The sequence below is a fragment of the Streptomyces sp. S063 genome (assembly GCF_002832675.1).
Lineage (GTDB): Bacteria > Actinomycetota > Actinomycetes > Streptomycetales > Streptomycetaceae > Streptomyces > Streptomyces sindenensis.
In genome coordinates this window covers 215,456-229,491 of the sequence record NZ_CP021707.1, presented here as the reverse complement: position 1 = coordinate 229,491, position 14,036 = coordinate 215,456, and the positions used below count along the sequence as shown (strand labels likewise).

Here is a 14,036-nt window from a genome sequence, read left to right as displayed (position 1 = left end):
GGATGATCCTCTACCTCCACTTCGGCGACCCGCAGCCGGACCCCGTCTACCGCCGACTCCTCGACATGGTCGGCGAGTTCACCCCCGTCGCCCAGGCCCTGCCGCCGGACGCGGCCCTCGCCGACGTGTCGGGGAGCACCCGCTACTTCGACCGCGACGCCGCCGGGCTCGCGGCCCTGATCCGGATGCGCGCGGCCGCGCTCCACGGCCTCGACGTGACGGTCGGCATCGGCCCCAACCCGCTGCTCGCCCGGCTCGCCGCCCACCGGGGGGAGCCCGGCGCCATCCGCACGGTCCCGGACGACCCCGAGGCCGTCACCCGGTTCCTCGCCGGGCTCCCCGCCTCCGCGCTGCCCGGCGTCGGCCCGGCCACCGCCCGCACCCTGGCCTCGTACGGACTGCGCACCGCCGACCGGATCGCGGCCACCCCGCTGCTCACCCTCCAGCGCATCCTGGGCGCGGCCTCCGGGCGCGAACTGCGCGACCGCGCGGCCGGCATCGACCTCACCCGCGTCGCTCCCGGCGCCCCGCCCCGCACGGTCGACGCCGAACACCGCTTCGAACGCGACGAGTCCGACGCCGCCCGCCGGCAGGCCGCCCTGACCCACCTGACCGAACAGCTCGGCGCCCGCCTCCGCGACGAGCGGCAGACCTGCCGGGTGCTGACCCTGACCGTCCAGTACGCCGACCGTACGGGGCACGCGTCGATCACCCGCAGCCGCACCCTGTCCGAGGCCACCGCACACACCCCCCGACTCCGCGCCACGGCCCACACGCTGCACGGCGCTCTGGGACTCCAGCGCGCCCGGGTCCGCTCGCTGGCCCTGCGCGCGGGCGAACTCGTCGACGCCGCCTCCGCCTCCCGACAGCTGACCTTGGGCCCCGACGACGACCGGGCCCACCGCATCGAGGCCGCGGCCGACCGCGCCCGGGCCCGCTTCGGGGCGGGCGCGGTACGGCCCGCCAGTACCGCGGGATGCGGTGAGCGGAGGCGTCCGGGCACACCATGCCGGACCGGCGGTGTCCGTGGGGCCGGTGACAACGGGATACCTGTCACCCTGCGGCCATGTGCCCCAACTCCCGGCCGCCCCCCTGGCCGGGGCCCCGCTGCTCGCCCCGACCGCCGTCGCGGCCGGACCGATCGCGCCGGGACAGGCGGGCTTCCGCCGCCGGGACCTGGACGCCGAGTGAGGGCCGCCCCGCCGGGCGGCCCTCACCACCCCGTCCACAGAAGGTGGTTGACGAGCAGCGCCGGAACCGCCGACGCGACCGGCCACCACCGCACCCCCCGGCGGGGCAGCAGCGCCGCCGCGGGCAGCAGCCACAGCAGGAACGGCTGCCAGATGCGCTCCGTCTCCGCCTTGCTCATCCCGGAGAGGTCCGCGGCGAGCAGCGCCGCCAGCGCCGCCAGGACGAGCAGTGCCAGCCGCCCTTCCGGGGAGGCCGCCCCGGATCCGCCCCGCAGGGCGCGTACGGCACCGGGTGCGGCCGCCGCGCTCCGGCGCAGCCCGGCGACGGCGGCGAGCCCGGCCGCGACGGTGGCGCAGGCCAGGTTGGCCCAGACCCAGTAGCCGTACGGGCGGACGCCACCCGCACCCTGGTAGTAGCGCTCGACCAACAGGTGATAGGCGGTCCACCAGTTGAACCCGGCGAGAGTGAAGGCCACCGGTACGACGAGCGCGCCGAGCAGGAACACCGGCACCGGGCGGGCGGTCCGGGCGAGCACGAGGACCGCGAGCAGAACGGCCGCCATCAGCCCCAGCCCGTAACTGAGGTAGCAGGTCCACCCGAACAGCAGACCTCCGCCGGCCGCGGCCACCGCCGGGAAGCGGACCCGGCGGGTGGCGGCCAGGGCGAGCAGCGCCACGGACCAGGCGGCGACGGCCGTGAAGTACCCGTCGGCGGAGACGCCCGCCCAGACGGCGGCCGGGGCGAGGACGAGGAAGGGCGCGGCACGTCGCGCCAGGCGCTCGTCGGCCAGCACGCGCACGGTGACCAGGGCGGCCAGCACCGCCGAACTGCCCACCACGACGCACCAGACCGCCGCCCAGGCGCCGCCGCCGAGCCCGATGCGGTCCAGCCAGACGAAGGTCAGCGTCGCCCCTGGCGGGTGCCCGGCCACATGGGCGGGCCAGTTGCCGGGCGCGTCGAGCAGGATGTGGTCGGTGAAGCCGCGCAGCGTTGCGGATGTCCGCGAAGCGGTCGATGACCCGCAGATATTCGTGCTTGGTGGTGAGCCGCCGCTCGACCCCCGGTGCCAGCCGTCGATCAGCGCCATCGAGAAGACCCAGGCCATGGATCCCGCCCAGGCCGCCGCGAGCAGCCCGCGCCAGGGCAGCCGGGCGGCGAGCGACGGGCCGTACGCGACGACCAGGGCCGCCATGGTCAGCGCGGCGGGGGTGCCGGGGCCCAGGTGAGGGTCCCAGGAGGCCAGGAAGGGCGGCCACTGGGCGAACAGGGTTCCGTCCCGGTCCTGGATGACCCGGCCGATGAGCACGGCGGCGGCGACCAGCAGCACGCCGCAGGCGGCGGTGATCAGGTCCGCCCGCCGGGCGCGTTCGTCGATGCGGTCCGGCGGTGCGGGCGGGCCGTGCCCGGTGCCGCCGGCGGTCTCCGTGGGGTGACGTCCTCGGTCTTCACGCTGGCACGCTATGCACATCGGGCGGCGATCGGGCGGTCCGGCGGGGCCGCGTCACCGAACCGTCAGATCCGTTCCTCCCCGCCGCGCCCGCGCGGTGACGCCCGTCGTCTCGTCCGGCCCCGACGTCAGATTTCCGTCAGGAGTCGTACCCGCCCGTGGACGGTGTTCCGCGCTTAGCGTCGGCCTCATGCCCGAACGCCGCCGCATCCGTTCCCTCCCCGACACGCTCAGCACCCGGCGCACGCCCGCGAACCCGGGGTTCTGGCGCAGCCCCGTGCGCGGGGCGCGTTTCACCGCCGTGCTCGGCGTCGTCCTGCTCGTCGGCCTCTCCCTGTTGTTCGTCACCGGTCTGCTCTCGTACGCCGCCTACAACCCGGACCTGAACCGGGTCAACGACAAGACCCCGGGCAAGGGCCTGCTGGGCTTCTACCTGTTCTCCTGGCCGACCGGCCCGCACTGGCTCTACCGGCTGACCCAGGGGCTGCACGTCACGGTCGGCATCGTGCTCGTGCCCGTCCTGCTCGCGAAGCTCTGGTCGGTGATCCCCCGGCTCTTCGCGCTGCCGCCCGCCCGTTCCGTGGGCCACGCCCTGGAGCGGATCTCGCTGCTGCTGCTCGTGGGCGGGGCGCTGTTCGAGTTCCTCACCGGACTGCTCAACATCCAGCTGGACTACCTCTTCCCCGGCTCCTTCTACACCCTGCACTTCTACGGCGCCTGGGTCTTCCTGGCCGGGTTCGTCACCCATACGGCCCTCAAGGCGCCGCAGGCCGTACGGGTGTTGCGCAACGGCATCCCGCGCGGCGAGGCGGACACCCTCGCCGCCCCCGACCCGCTGCCCGCCACCCTGTCCCGGCGCGGCGCGCTGGCCATGGTCGGGGCCGGTTCCCTGCTCCTCCTGATCACCTCCGCCGGCCGCAGCTTCGACGGGCCGCTGCGCCGCATCGCGCTCCTCACCCCGCGCGGCGGCACCGACCCGGGGCCGGGACCGAACGCCTTCCAGATCAACAAGACCGCCGCCGCCGTACGGATCACACCCGCCGACACCGGTGAGAACTGGCGGCTGACGGTACGGGGGCCGGCCGGGGAGTTCCGGTTCTCCCGGGCCGAACTGCTGGCCATGGAGCAGCACACCGCGGAGCTCCCGATCGCCTGCGTGGAGGGCTGGTCGACATCCGACCAGCAGTGGCGCGGGGTACGGCTCGCCGATCTGGCGGCGCTCGCCGGACACCCGGACCGGCCGCCGGGGGTGTTCGTCGAGTCACTCCAGCGCAGCGGTTCCTTCCGCAAGGCCGCACTGCGCGACAACCAGGTCCGTGACGGCCGCTCGCTGCTGGCGCTGGAGGTCAACGGCGCCCCGCTGTCGCCCGACCACGGCTACCCGGCCCGGATCATCGTCCCCGCCGCGCCCGGGGTGCTGAACACCAAGTGGGTCGAGACCCTGACGTTCGGAGAGCTGTGATGTCCACCCGCGCCGTGCCGCCGCCCTCCGCCGCACCCCGCCGCTCGCGGTTCTCATCCCGCCGCCCGTACGCCGAGGGCCCGCTCCACCTGATCCTGCTCGCCGCCACGTTCTGCCTGGCCGGTTACGCGGGCGTACGGCTGCTGGACGGGGACACCGTCGGCGTCCTGCTCTGGTTCGCCGGGGCGGCCGTCCTGCACGATCTGGTACTGCTGCCGGTGTACGCCGGGGCCGACCGTGCGCTGCGGGCCGCGCTCGGCCCCCGGACGGCCCTGGTGAACTTCGTCCGGGTGCCGGCGTTCCTCTCCGGGCTGCTCCTGCTGATCTGGTTCCCGCTGATCGCCCGGCGGACCGAACGGCGGTACCTGGCCGCCGCCGGTACCACCCCGGACGTCTACTTCGGCAACTGGCTGCTGATCTCCGGCACGCTCTTCGCGCTCTCCGCACTCTGGCTGCTGGTCCGGGCGCTCCGCTCCCGTACGGGACGGCGCAACGACACGAACGTCCGTCCCTCCGCGCCCCACTGATCGGCCGTACGCCAGCCGCCCGCGCCGGCGTGCCGCAGCAGGGCCGGCGTCCCGATCCGCGCCCAGGGAAACGGCTCGGCGTCGGCCTCGCGCCCGGCGGGGGCGGTGCTCGCCCCCGGTCCGCCCCGGCCGTCGTCGAGCCGGACCCGGACCCGTTCGTCCACATCGACGGGGGCGGTCTCGGCGATCAACAGCCCGCCGGCGCGGAGGAGATCGGCCGCCCGGTCCAGCAGCGCGGCCGGGTCCCCGCCGATGCCGATGTTGCCGTCGAGGAGCAGAAGGGTGCCCCAACGGCCCTCCCCGGGCAGCGGGTCGAAGACGCTGCGGAGCAGGGCCGCACCGCCGAGGCCGCGGGTGCGGGCCACCGCCGTCTCGCTGACGTCGATGCCCAGTGCCCGGTGCCCGAGCGAGGCCAGCTCGGCGACCAACCGCCCCGGTCCGCAGCCGATGTCCAGCACCGGCCCCTCGCACCGGTGCAGCGCGGACAGGTCGGCGGAGCCCGCGTCGGAGCACCAGCGCTCCACGTCCAGGGGCAGCAGCCAGCCGTCGCTGCGGCGCAGGAAAAGCGGGCCACGACCGGTGCGCAGGGCGTTGGCGTACGGGTCGGCGCCCCAGGAAGCGGTGCGCGGCGCGGCCGGACCCGTACCGGTTTCGGCGGGGGCCGACCCCGTCAGCTCGGACGAGGGCACGGTCGTACTCATCGCACCTCCGCCCCGGTCAGCCGGTCGAGCACCCCGGCGAACCGGCCGCCCGGCGCGGCCGACGCGACCCGATGGGCGTCGTCGGCGGTGTCCACATCGGTCAGTACCGGCAGATCGCGCACGACGAGCCCGGCCTCCACCAGCCTGCGTCGCTGCACCGCGCCGGTCTCCGGGAGGGACATCGGCACCCCGCGCAGCAGAGCCGGATCGGGCTCCGCCAGGCCCAGGGCCCAGAATCCGCCGTCCTCGGCCGGACCGAACCAGGCCCCGCAGCCGTCCCAGGCGTCCGGGGCGAGAGCGGGAGCGAGCACCCCGGCCGTCAACTGCGGGGTGTCCATGCCGACCAGGAGGGCCGGCCCGGTGCACCCGCCGAAGGCCGCCGCGAGACGTTCGTCCAGACCGCCCCCGCTCTGCGGCACCACCTCGAACCCGGGGGCGCCCAAGGGCCGGGCCGCCCGTCGAGCACCAGGACCCGCCGCCGGGCGGGGAGGGTGAGCAGGGTCTCCAGGGTGTCCGTGAGGGCCGCGGTCGCCAGCTCGGCGGCCTCGACGGGGGAGAAGGGCGGGCAGAGCCGGGTCTTGACCCGTCCCGCCACCGGCTCCTTCGCGATGACCAGCAGCTCCGTCGGCCCCGTGGGCCCGTACGCGCTCATCGCGGGGCCCCGCCCCCGCGTGGGCGGCCCGGCCGGGCGCCCGGTCCGCCGGTGGCTCGCGCAGGACGCCCCGCATGTCGCGCACCGCGTGCCAGGTCCCGCGCCATGTCCCGGTCACCTTCGACTTCCCGGTCCGCGGCCGGTAGGGGACGTCGCTCTCGGCGACCCGCAGCCCGGCGTCCGAGGCCCGGACCACCATCTGGAGCGGGTAGCCGCTGCGCCGGTCGGTGAGGTCCAGGGCCAGCAGATCGGTGCGGCGGGCCGCCCGCAGCGGTCCGAGGTCGTGCAGGCGCAGGCCGGTCCGGCGGCGCAGCATCCGGGCCAGCGCCAGATTGCCGGCCCGCGCGTGCGGCGGCCAGGCGCCCCGGCCCTCGGGTCGGCGGCGGCCGAGCAGCAGATCGCACTCGCCGTCCGCGATCCGCCGCACGAAGCCGGCCAGCAGGGCGGGATCCAGCGAGCCGTCGCAGTCGCAGAAGCAGACGAACTCGGCTTCGGCGGCGAGCAGCCCGGCGTGCGCGGCCGCGCCGAAACCGCGCCGTTCCTCCGTGACGACGCTCGCGCCGAGGGACCGGGCGAGTTCGGCCGAACCGTCGGTGGAGCCGTTGTCGACCACGATCGCCCGCCAGCCGTCCGGGATGCGATCGAGCACCCAGGGCAGAGCAGCGGCCTCGTCGAGGCAGGGCAGAACGATGTCGGCCTTGGGGAGACCGGTGTGCGGGGCGGGCGGACGCGGAGGGGTGGCAGAAGAATCAGTCACCCGCCTCACCCTACGGAGACAACTCGGGCATTTTAGGCATCAGGTTCTTACGAAACATGGACATCGGCCGGATGGGGGTGATCGGGCCACGGCGTGCCGGGAGCGGGATGCCACAGTGGACGCCATGGAGAACACCCCGCCCGCCCGCGGCCGGATCCTCGTCGTGGACGACGACCCGACGGTCGCCGAAGTCGTCGTCGGCTATCTGCACCGCGCCGGTTACGCCGTCGAGCAGGCCGATGACGGACCCGCCGCACTGGGACTGTTTGCGGCCCGTCGGCCCGACCTCGTCGTCCTGGACCTCATGCTCCCCGCCATGGACGGGTTCGAGGTCTGCCGCCGCATGCGGGAGCACGGTCCGGTCCCCGTCATCATGCTCACCGCCCGGGGGGACGAGGAGGACCGCATCCTCGGCCTGGAGACCGGTGCCGACGACTACGTCACCAAGCCGTTCAGCCCACGCGAACTGGTCCTGCGGGTCGACTCCGTGCTGCGCCGGGCCCGGGCCGTCGCACCGGTGGACGAGGCCGGTCCGCTGTCCTGGGGCGGGCTGAGCCTCGACCCCGTGGCCCGGCGGGCCCACCGTGACGGGCGTGGACTCGCCCTGACGCTGCGCGAGTTCGACCTCCTCGCCTTCTTCCTCCGGCACCCCGGAAAGGTGTTCGGGCGGGAGGAACTGATGCGGGAGGTCTGGGGCTGGGACTTCGGTGACCTCTCCACGGTCACCGTCCATATCCGCAGGCTGCGCGGCAAGGTCGAGGAGGACCCGGCCCGCCCCCGGCTCATCCGCACGGTCTGGGGCGTCGGGTACCGCCTGGACCTGGACGCGGACGGCCCGGGCGCCGGTGCGGCCGCGGGCCGGGCGGGAGGCCGGTCGCGGTGACCGACGTCCTGCTCATCGCGCTCTTCGCCTTCCTGGGAGCGGCTGCCGCGGGGCTCCTCGGCGCGGGTGTCCTGCGCCTCCTGCGGCACCGTTCGCTGGTGGTCTCGCTGAGCGTCGTCGCCGGAGTGGCCGTGGCGGCGATGCTCGCCGGGACGCTGACGGTCTGCTGGGCGATGTTCCTCTCGTCCCATGACCTCTACGTCGTCACGACCGTCGTCGCCATGGCCGCCGTGGTCTCCCTGGCCACCGCCGTTCTGCTGGGCCGCTGGGTGGCCGCCCGGAGCCGTGAACTGACACTGGCCACCCGGTCGTTCGGTGACGGCGGCACCTTCGCCGCACCCGCCGGACAGCCCACTGCCGAGCTGGCCGAGCTCGCCCGTGAACTGGCCGCCACCAGCGCGAAACTGGACAGTTCGCGGGAGCGGGAACGTGCGCTGGAGACCTCGCGGCGCGAGCTCGTCGCGTGGATCTCGCACGATCTGCGCACCCCGCTCGCCGGTCTCCGGGCGATGGCCGAGGCGCTGGAGGACGGCATGGCGGCCGACTCCGGGCGCTATCTACGGCAGATACGGACCGAGGTCGAGCGAATGAACGGCATGGTCGGAGACCTCTTCGAACTCTCCCGGATCCAGGCCGGTTCGCTCACCCTGGAGCCGGCCCGGATCTCCCTCGACGAGCTGGTCGGCGACGCCCTGGCCGGGGCCGACCCGCTCGCCCGGGAGCACGGGGTGCGCTTGGTCGGCGACCGGATCGACGAGGTGCCGGTGGAGGTCGACGGCAAGGAGATGAGCAGGGTCCTGGGCAATCTTCTCGTCAACGCCATCCGCCGCACCCCGCCCGACGGCACCGTGGCCGTCGCCGCGCACCGCTCGGACGGGGTGTCGTGCTGTCGGTCACCGACGGGTGCGGCGGCATTCCGGAGGAGGATCTGCCCCGGGTCTTCGACACGGGCTGGCGCGGCAGCCACGCCCGCACCCCGCCGGCCGGGCGGGCCTCGGGCTCGCCATCGTGCGCGGCATCGTCGAGGCCCACGCCGGACGGGCCGAGGTCCGCAACGTCCGGGGCGGCTGCTGCTTCTCGGTCACGCTCCCGACAGCGTGACGGCGTCCTCCTCCCGGCGATCCCGGCTCTCCCGGCCCCGCGCATCGCGCAGCGGGGCTACCGCGAAGTCCTTCACGCCCTCGGCGAAGGAGACCCGGGGCCGCCACCCCAGCTCCTCGCGCAGCGCCCGCGAGTCCGCCGTGACATGGCGTACGTCGCCGAGGCGGTACTCCCCGGTCACCACCGGGTCCGGCCCGCCGTGCGCGTCGGCCAGCGCGGTGGCCATCTCGCCGATGGTGTGCGGCTCACCGCTGCCGGTGTTGTACGCGGCGAAGGACGCGGGCCGCCGCTCCCGCACCGCCTCCAGGGCCGTCGTGTTCGCCGCCGCCACATCGTGGACGTGGACGAAGTCGCGCCGCTGGCCGCCGTCCTCGTAGACCCGGGGGGCCTCGCCGCGCGCCAGGGCCGAGCGGAAGAACGAGGCGACCCCCGCGTACGGGGTGTCGCGCGGCATGCCCGGCCCGTACACGTTGTGGTAGCGCAGGGAGACCGCCCGGCCGCCGGTCGCCCGTGCCCAGGCGGCGGCCAGGTGCTCCTGGGCCAGCTTGGTCGACGCGTACACGTTGCGGGGATCCGCCGGCGCGTCCTCGGCCACCAGACCGGGCGTCAGTTCCGCCCCGCAGTCCTGGCAGCGCGGCTCGAAGCTTCCCGCCCGCAGGTCGGCCTCCGCGCGCGGGCCGGGGCGGACCGTGCCGTGCCGGGGGCAGTCGTAGCGACCCTCGCCGTAGACCACCATGGACCCGGCCAGCACCAGGTCCCGGACCCCGGCCGCCGCCATCTCCGCCAGCAGCACCGCCGTACCGAGGTCGTTGCACCCCACGTACAGCGGGGCGTCCGCGAAGTCCTTGCCGAGGCCGACCATGGCCGCCTGGTGGCACACGGCGTCCACCCCGGCCAACGCGTCCGCCACCGCCTCCCGGTCCCGGACGTCCCCGACGACCACCCGGCCGCCCGGCAGCTCGGGCGGTGTGCCACCGGGGTGGGCCGAGGGCAGCAGGGCGTCCAGCACCACGCTCTCGTGCCCGGCCGCGGCGAGGGCGGCGACGACATGTGACCCGATGAACCCGGCTCCGCCGGTGACCAGTACGCGCATGACGGCCACGCTAGGGCCCGGCGCGGCGACGGCCGGGGTGCGGCGCGCACACGTCACGACTCCGTAAGGACCTGCGGGCGCGGTGGGCGGTCACCGGCCCTCGGCGGTCAGGATCTCCGGGCCCAGTGCCCCCGCCTGTCTCAACGGCCGCCCCGACGGCATGGCCGTCGGGGCGGCGGACGGGCGCTGAGCCCGGCCGGTGGGAGCGCCGGGCCGTCCGGCGCCCGGGTGGTGGACGATCGCCTCCGGATCCATGGTGCGAAAACCGGCCGTCCTCGGGGCCGGCTGGTGCCGGTTGTTCGCCGTGCAGCCGCGTGGGGAGCGCCGGAGTGTCTCGCGACGAGGGCAAACACCGATTGGTTTGAGCCAGAATTGACGGACAGCCAGTGCAGATCGTCTCCATGTGCCCTATCGACAAGGCGAGTTGATGAGCTTAGGCTCACCTAAGTTTGGGTGCGTGGCCCGTCGGCGTGCCCCACTCAGCGAACCCTTCCCCTCACGCCTGACAGGCGGCTTTCCCGGATGATGGGAGTGACATGTCTCAGGGCCTTCCTGGCGACACACCACTGGTCCACGACCTCATCGGTATCGGCTTCGGCCCGTCCAATGTGGCCATGGCGATCGCGCTCAGCGAGCACAACAGCAAAGTCGGCAGGCAGGATTCGGTCACCGCCCACTTCTTCGAGCAGCAGTCGAACTTCGGCTGGCACCGTGGCATGCTCATCGACGACGCCACCATGCAGGTCTCCTTCCTCAAGGATCTGGTGACGCTCCGGAACCCGGCCAGCGAATTCAGCTTCCTGTGCTATCTGCAGAGCCGGGGCCGGCTGATCGACTTCATCAACCACAAGAACCTCTTCCCGCTGCGGGTGGAGTTCCACGACTACTTCGAGTGGGCGGCGGCCAAGGTCGACGACCTGGTCTCCTACGGACACGAGGTCGTCGCGGTCACGCCGTACCTCCACGACGGGACCGTGGAGTACCTGGACGTGACCGTCCGGTCCGCCGAAGGGCTCTCCGTCCACCGCGCCCGCAACCTCGTCATCGGAACCGGCCTGCGCCCCCTCATGCCGGAAGGTGTGGAACGCGGCGACCGGGTCTGGCACAACTCCGATCTGCTGCGCAAGGTCGAAGAGCTGGAAGGCGAATCGCCCTCCCGGTTCGTCGTCGTCGGTGCCGGCCAGAGCGCCGCCGAGAACGTCGCCTACCTGCACCGCAGGTTCCCCGACGCCGAGGTCTGCGCGGTCTTCTCCCGCTACGGCTACAGCCCCGCCGACGACAGCAGCTTCGCCAACCGGATCTTCGACCCCGGCGCGGTGGACGACTTCTTCGCCGCCCCCGAAGAGGTCAAGGACCGGCTGATGGCCTACCACGGCAACACCAACTACTCCGTGGTGGACATCGACCTGATCGACGACCTCTACCGGCAGATGTACCGGGAGAAGGTCCTCGGCACCGAACGGCTGCGCTTCCTCAACGTCTCCCGGGTCACCGGCGTGGTCGAGAAGCCCGAGAGCGTCCGCGCCACCGTGAGATCCCTGGTGACCGACGAGGAGTCCGAACTCGACGCGGATGTCGTGGTGTTCGCCACCGGCTACAGCCCCGCCGATCCGCTCGCCCTCCTCGGCCGGGTCGGCGAGCACTGCCTGCGCGACGACGCCGGCCGCGTACGTGTGCGGCGCGACTACCGGATCTCGACCGATCCCGCCCTGCGCTGTGGCATCTACCTCCAGGGCGGTACGGAGCACACGCACGGCATCACCACCTCGCTGCTCTCCAACACCGCGATACGGGTCGGCGAGATCCTGGACTCGCTGCTCGGCCGGCGGGGCGGAGCCGCCTCCGAGGAGTCCCGGCCGACGGTCGAGGCAGCAGAGGGGGCGGGGAGTCAGGCAGCTCCCAGCAACCTCTGAAACACCGCTGGTCCGACGTCCGGTCCGCCCGGTGACCCCTCGGGCGGACCGGGCATGGCCGGTCCGATCAAAGGGATATCGTTCCTCGTCATGTTCACCACCGCAGTGGAGCGCCCCGTGCCGGAGGGGGCGACGGACACCCACCGGCGCCGGGTCACGGGGCTGGTCGTCCTCACGGCGACCCTGCTGGTCGCGGCGACCGTGTCGCTGGCCGTCGGGGCGCGCGCGTTGAGCCCCGCCGAGGTCTGGCACGCGCTGTTCGCCGAGCCCGAGCCCGACCAGAAGCTCACCGAGATCCGGCTCATCGTCCAGACCGTCCGCGTGCCCCGGACGGTTCTCGCGATCGTGGCGGGCCTGGCCCTGGGGGTCGGTGGAGCGCTGATCCAGGGGTACACACGCAACCCCATCGCCGACACCGGACTGCTGGGGGTGAACGCCGGGGCCTCCTTCGCCGTGGTGTCGGTCATCGCCGTGTTCGGGTTCACCGACCCGTTCCAGTACGTCTGGTTCGCCTTCGTCGGGCGGGGCTCGCCGGTGTCGTCGTCTTCGGGCTGGCGAGCATCGGCAGGGGCGCGGGCAACCCGCTGACCCTTGCCCTGGCCGGCCAGGGCGTCACCGTGTTCCTCGCGGCGATGACCACGGCGGTGGCGCTCGCCGACAAGGAGTCGCTGAACGCGCTGCGGTTCTGGAACGCGGGCTCCGTCGCCGGGGTCCGGTTCGACGTCATCTGGCCGGTGACCGGGTTCATCGCCGTCGGACTGGCCCTGGCGCTGATCACCCTGCCCGCCCTCAACCTGCTCAACCTGGGCGACGACGTGGCGCGGGCGCTGGGGGTGAACATCGCGGCGAGCCGGACCCTCGGCATCGTCGCCGTCACCCTGCTGGCCGGGGCCGCCACCGCCGCCTGTGGCCCCATCGCCTTCCTCGGGCTCATGGTGGCCCACGTGGCCCGCTATCTGACCGGTCCCGACTACCGCTGGCTGGTGCCGTACGCCGGTCTCCTCGGGGCCGGTGTCCTGCTGGTCTGCGACATCGTGGGCCGGGTGGTCGTACGGCCGGGTGAACTGGAGGCGGGCGTCGTGGTCGCCCTCCTCGGAGCCCCCTTCTTCGCGGTCCTGGTGTGGCGAGGGAAGTTCACGAGCGCATGAGGAGAGTTCAGGAGCGCATGAACGGGACCGAAGCGGCCGGTGCGGCCGCTGGAACCGGTGGGACCGGTGGAACCGAAGTGAAGGCGTCGATGCCGCCCGGGGTGCGGCTCGGCCGGATGTCGTTCGTCTGGCGGCCCTGGCTGGTGCTGGTCACCCTGGTCCTCGCGGCGGCGGCCTTCCTGATCTTCTGCCTCTCCATCAGCGTCGGCGACTTCCCCATCGGCCTCTCCCGGGTGATCGCCACCGTCCTCGGCCAGGGTGAACAGGTCGACGAGTTCGTCGTGATGGACCTCCGCATGCCCCGGGCCCTGGCGGGCCTCGTCGTGGGCATCGCCCTGGGCGTCTCCGGGGCGATCACCCAGTCCGTGGCGCGCAATCCGCTCGCCAGCCCGGACATCCTCGGGATCACCGCCGGAGCCGGCGCCGTCGCCGTGTTCCTGGTGACGGCGACGGGCGGCACCGCCGCGGCGATCACCGGCTCGGTCGGGCTGCCCGCCGCCGCACTGCTGGGCGGTCTCGGCACGGGGCTGCTGGTCTACTTCCTCGCCTGGCGGCGTGGCGTCGACGGCTTCCGGCTCATCCTCATCGGCATCTCGGTGACCGCCGTGATGCAGGCGATCACGACCTGGCTGCTGGTCTCGGCCGACATCCGGGACGTGGCGCGCGCCCAGGTATGGCTGGTCGGCTCGCTGGACAACCGGTCCTGGGACGAGGTCGAAGTGGCGTTCTGGGCCACGCTCGTCCTGCTGGCCGTCGTCGCCTCCGTGGCCTTCCCGTTCAAACCGATGCACCTGGGCGACGACGTCGCCGCCGGGCTGGGCGTCCGGTTCGGCAGGGTGCGGGCCGTCCTGCTGCTCTGCGCGGTCCTGCTGGCCGCCGTGGGGGTCAGCGCCGCGGGGCCGGTCCCGTTCGTCGCGCTGGTGGCCCCCCAGGTGGCGATGCGTCTGGCCCGGTGGCCCACACCGCCGTTGATCGCCTCCGGCCTCGTGGGCGCGCTGCTGCTGATCGGCTCCGATCTGATCGCCCGCGCGGCGCTGCCGATCGGTCTGCCGGTGGGCGTGGTCACCGCCGTGATCGGCGGCCCGTTCCTCGTCTACCTGTTGGTACGGGCGAACCTCCGGTAGATGGTAAAAGTAAGGCTGACCTCAACAAGGGGGGCTC

General features: G+C 73.7%; 6 protein-coding genes and 6 pseudogenes. 7 read left to right on the top strand and 5 right to left on the bottom strand.

Translation table 11 applies throughout. The annotated features are described in order from the left end of the window. Window positions 1–2 precede the first annotated feature (2 nt). A pseudogene (locus tag CCZ36_RS35365) lies at window positions 3–818 on the top strand (DNA polymerase Y family protein); the annotation flags it as partial. 395 nt (window positions 819–1,213) lie between these two features. On the opposite strand, the pseudogene CCZ36_RS01010 reads toward CCZ36_RS35365, so the two are convergent. Next, window positions 1,214–2,659 (bottom strand): annotated as a pseudogene (locus tag CCZ36_RS01010) (hypothetical protein). A gap of 169 nt (window positions 2,660–2,828) precedes the next feature. Here CCZ36_RS01010 and CCZ36_RS01005 point away from each other — a divergent pair. Further along, window positions 2,829–4,100 (top strand): molybdopterin-dependent oxidoreductase, encoded by a 1,272-nt coding sequence (locus tag CCZ36_RS01005; RefSeq protein WP_128816864.1) that lies wholly within the window; start codon window positions 2,829–2,831, stop codon window positions 4,098–4,100. 394 nt (window positions 4,101–4,494) lie between these two features. Here the strand turns inward: CCZ36_RS01005 and CCZ36_RS00995 are convergent, their stop codons facing one another. The 3 genes and pseudogenes from CCZ36_RS00995 to CCZ36_RS00985 all read right to left on the bottom strand — a co-directional run. Continuing rightward, window positions 4,495–5,328 carry a class I SAM-dependent methyltransferase gene (locus CCZ36_RS00995; protein WP_128819378.1) on the bottom strand — a complete coding sequence of 278 codons (834 nt, stop codon included), beginning with the start codon at window positions 5,326–5,328 and terminating at the stop codon, window positions 4,495–4,497. Beyond that, window positions 5,325–5,980 (bottom strand): annotated as a pseudogene (locus tag CCZ36_RS00990) (TIGR04282 family arsenosugar biosynthesis glycosyltransferase). The gene CCZ36_RS00995 and the pseudogene CCZ36_RS00990 overlap by 4 nt, the downstream one beginning before the upstream one ends. 22 nt (window positions 5,981–6,002) lie before the next feature. Then, window positions 6,003–6,737: pseudogene (locus CCZ36_RS00985) on the bottom strand (glycosyltransferase family 2 protein); the annotation flags it as partial. 124 nt (window positions 6,738–6,861) lie between these two features. Here CCZ36_RS00985 and CCZ36_RS00980 point away from each other — a divergent pair. Together CCZ36_RS00980 and CCZ36_RS00975 are read left to right on the top strand one after the other, a co-directional pair. Further along, window positions 6,862–7,620 carry a response regulator transcription factor gene (locus CCZ36_RS00980; RefSeq protein WP_128816863.1) on the top strand — a complete coding sequence of 253 codons (759 nt, stop codon included), beginning with the start codon at window positions 6,862–6,864 and terminating at the stop codon, window positions 7,618–7,620. After that, a pseudogene (locus tag CCZ36_RS00975) lies at window positions 7,617–8,721 on the top strand (sensor histidine kinase). The gene CCZ36_RS00980 and the pseudogene CCZ36_RS00975 overlap by 4 nt, the downstream one beginning before the upstream one ends. Here the strand turns inward: CCZ36_RS00975 and CCZ36_RS00970 are convergent. Continuing rightward, window positions 8,702–9,814, bottom strand: a complete 1,113-nt coding sequence (locus tag CCZ36_RS00970; RefSeq protein ID WP_128816862.1) for an NAD-dependent epimerase/dehydratase family protein — start codon at window positions 9,812–9,814, stop codon at window positions 8,702–8,704. The pseudogene CCZ36_RS00975 and the gene CCZ36_RS00970 overlap by 20 nt on opposite strands. 536 nt (window positions 9,815–10,350) lie before the next feature. Here CCZ36_RS00970 and CCZ36_RS00965 point away from each other — a divergent pair. From CCZ36_RS00965 to CCZ36_RS00955, 3 genes and pseudogenes are all read left to right on the top strand, one after another. Then, window positions 10,351–11,727: a lysine N(6)-hydroxylase/L-ornithine N(5)-oxygenase family protein gene (locus CCZ36_RS00965; RefSeq protein WP_069735130.1), complete on the top strand. Its 1,377-nt coding sequence runs from the start codon at window positions 10,351–10,353 to the stop codon at window positions 11,725–11,727. Between the two features lie 90 nt (window positions 11,728–11,817). Next, window positions 11,818–12,875 (top strand): annotated as a pseudogene (locus CCZ36_RS00960) (FecCD family ABC transporter permease). A gap of 17 nt (window positions 12,876–12,892) precedes the next feature. Then, window positions 12,893–13,999, top strand: coding sequence for an iron chelate uptake ABC transporter family permease subunit (locus CCZ36_RS00955; RefSeq protein ID WP_206515702.1), 1,107 nt, complete (start codon window positions 12,893–12,895; stop codon window positions 13,997–13,999). Window positions 14,000–14,036: the final 37 nt, after the last annotated feature.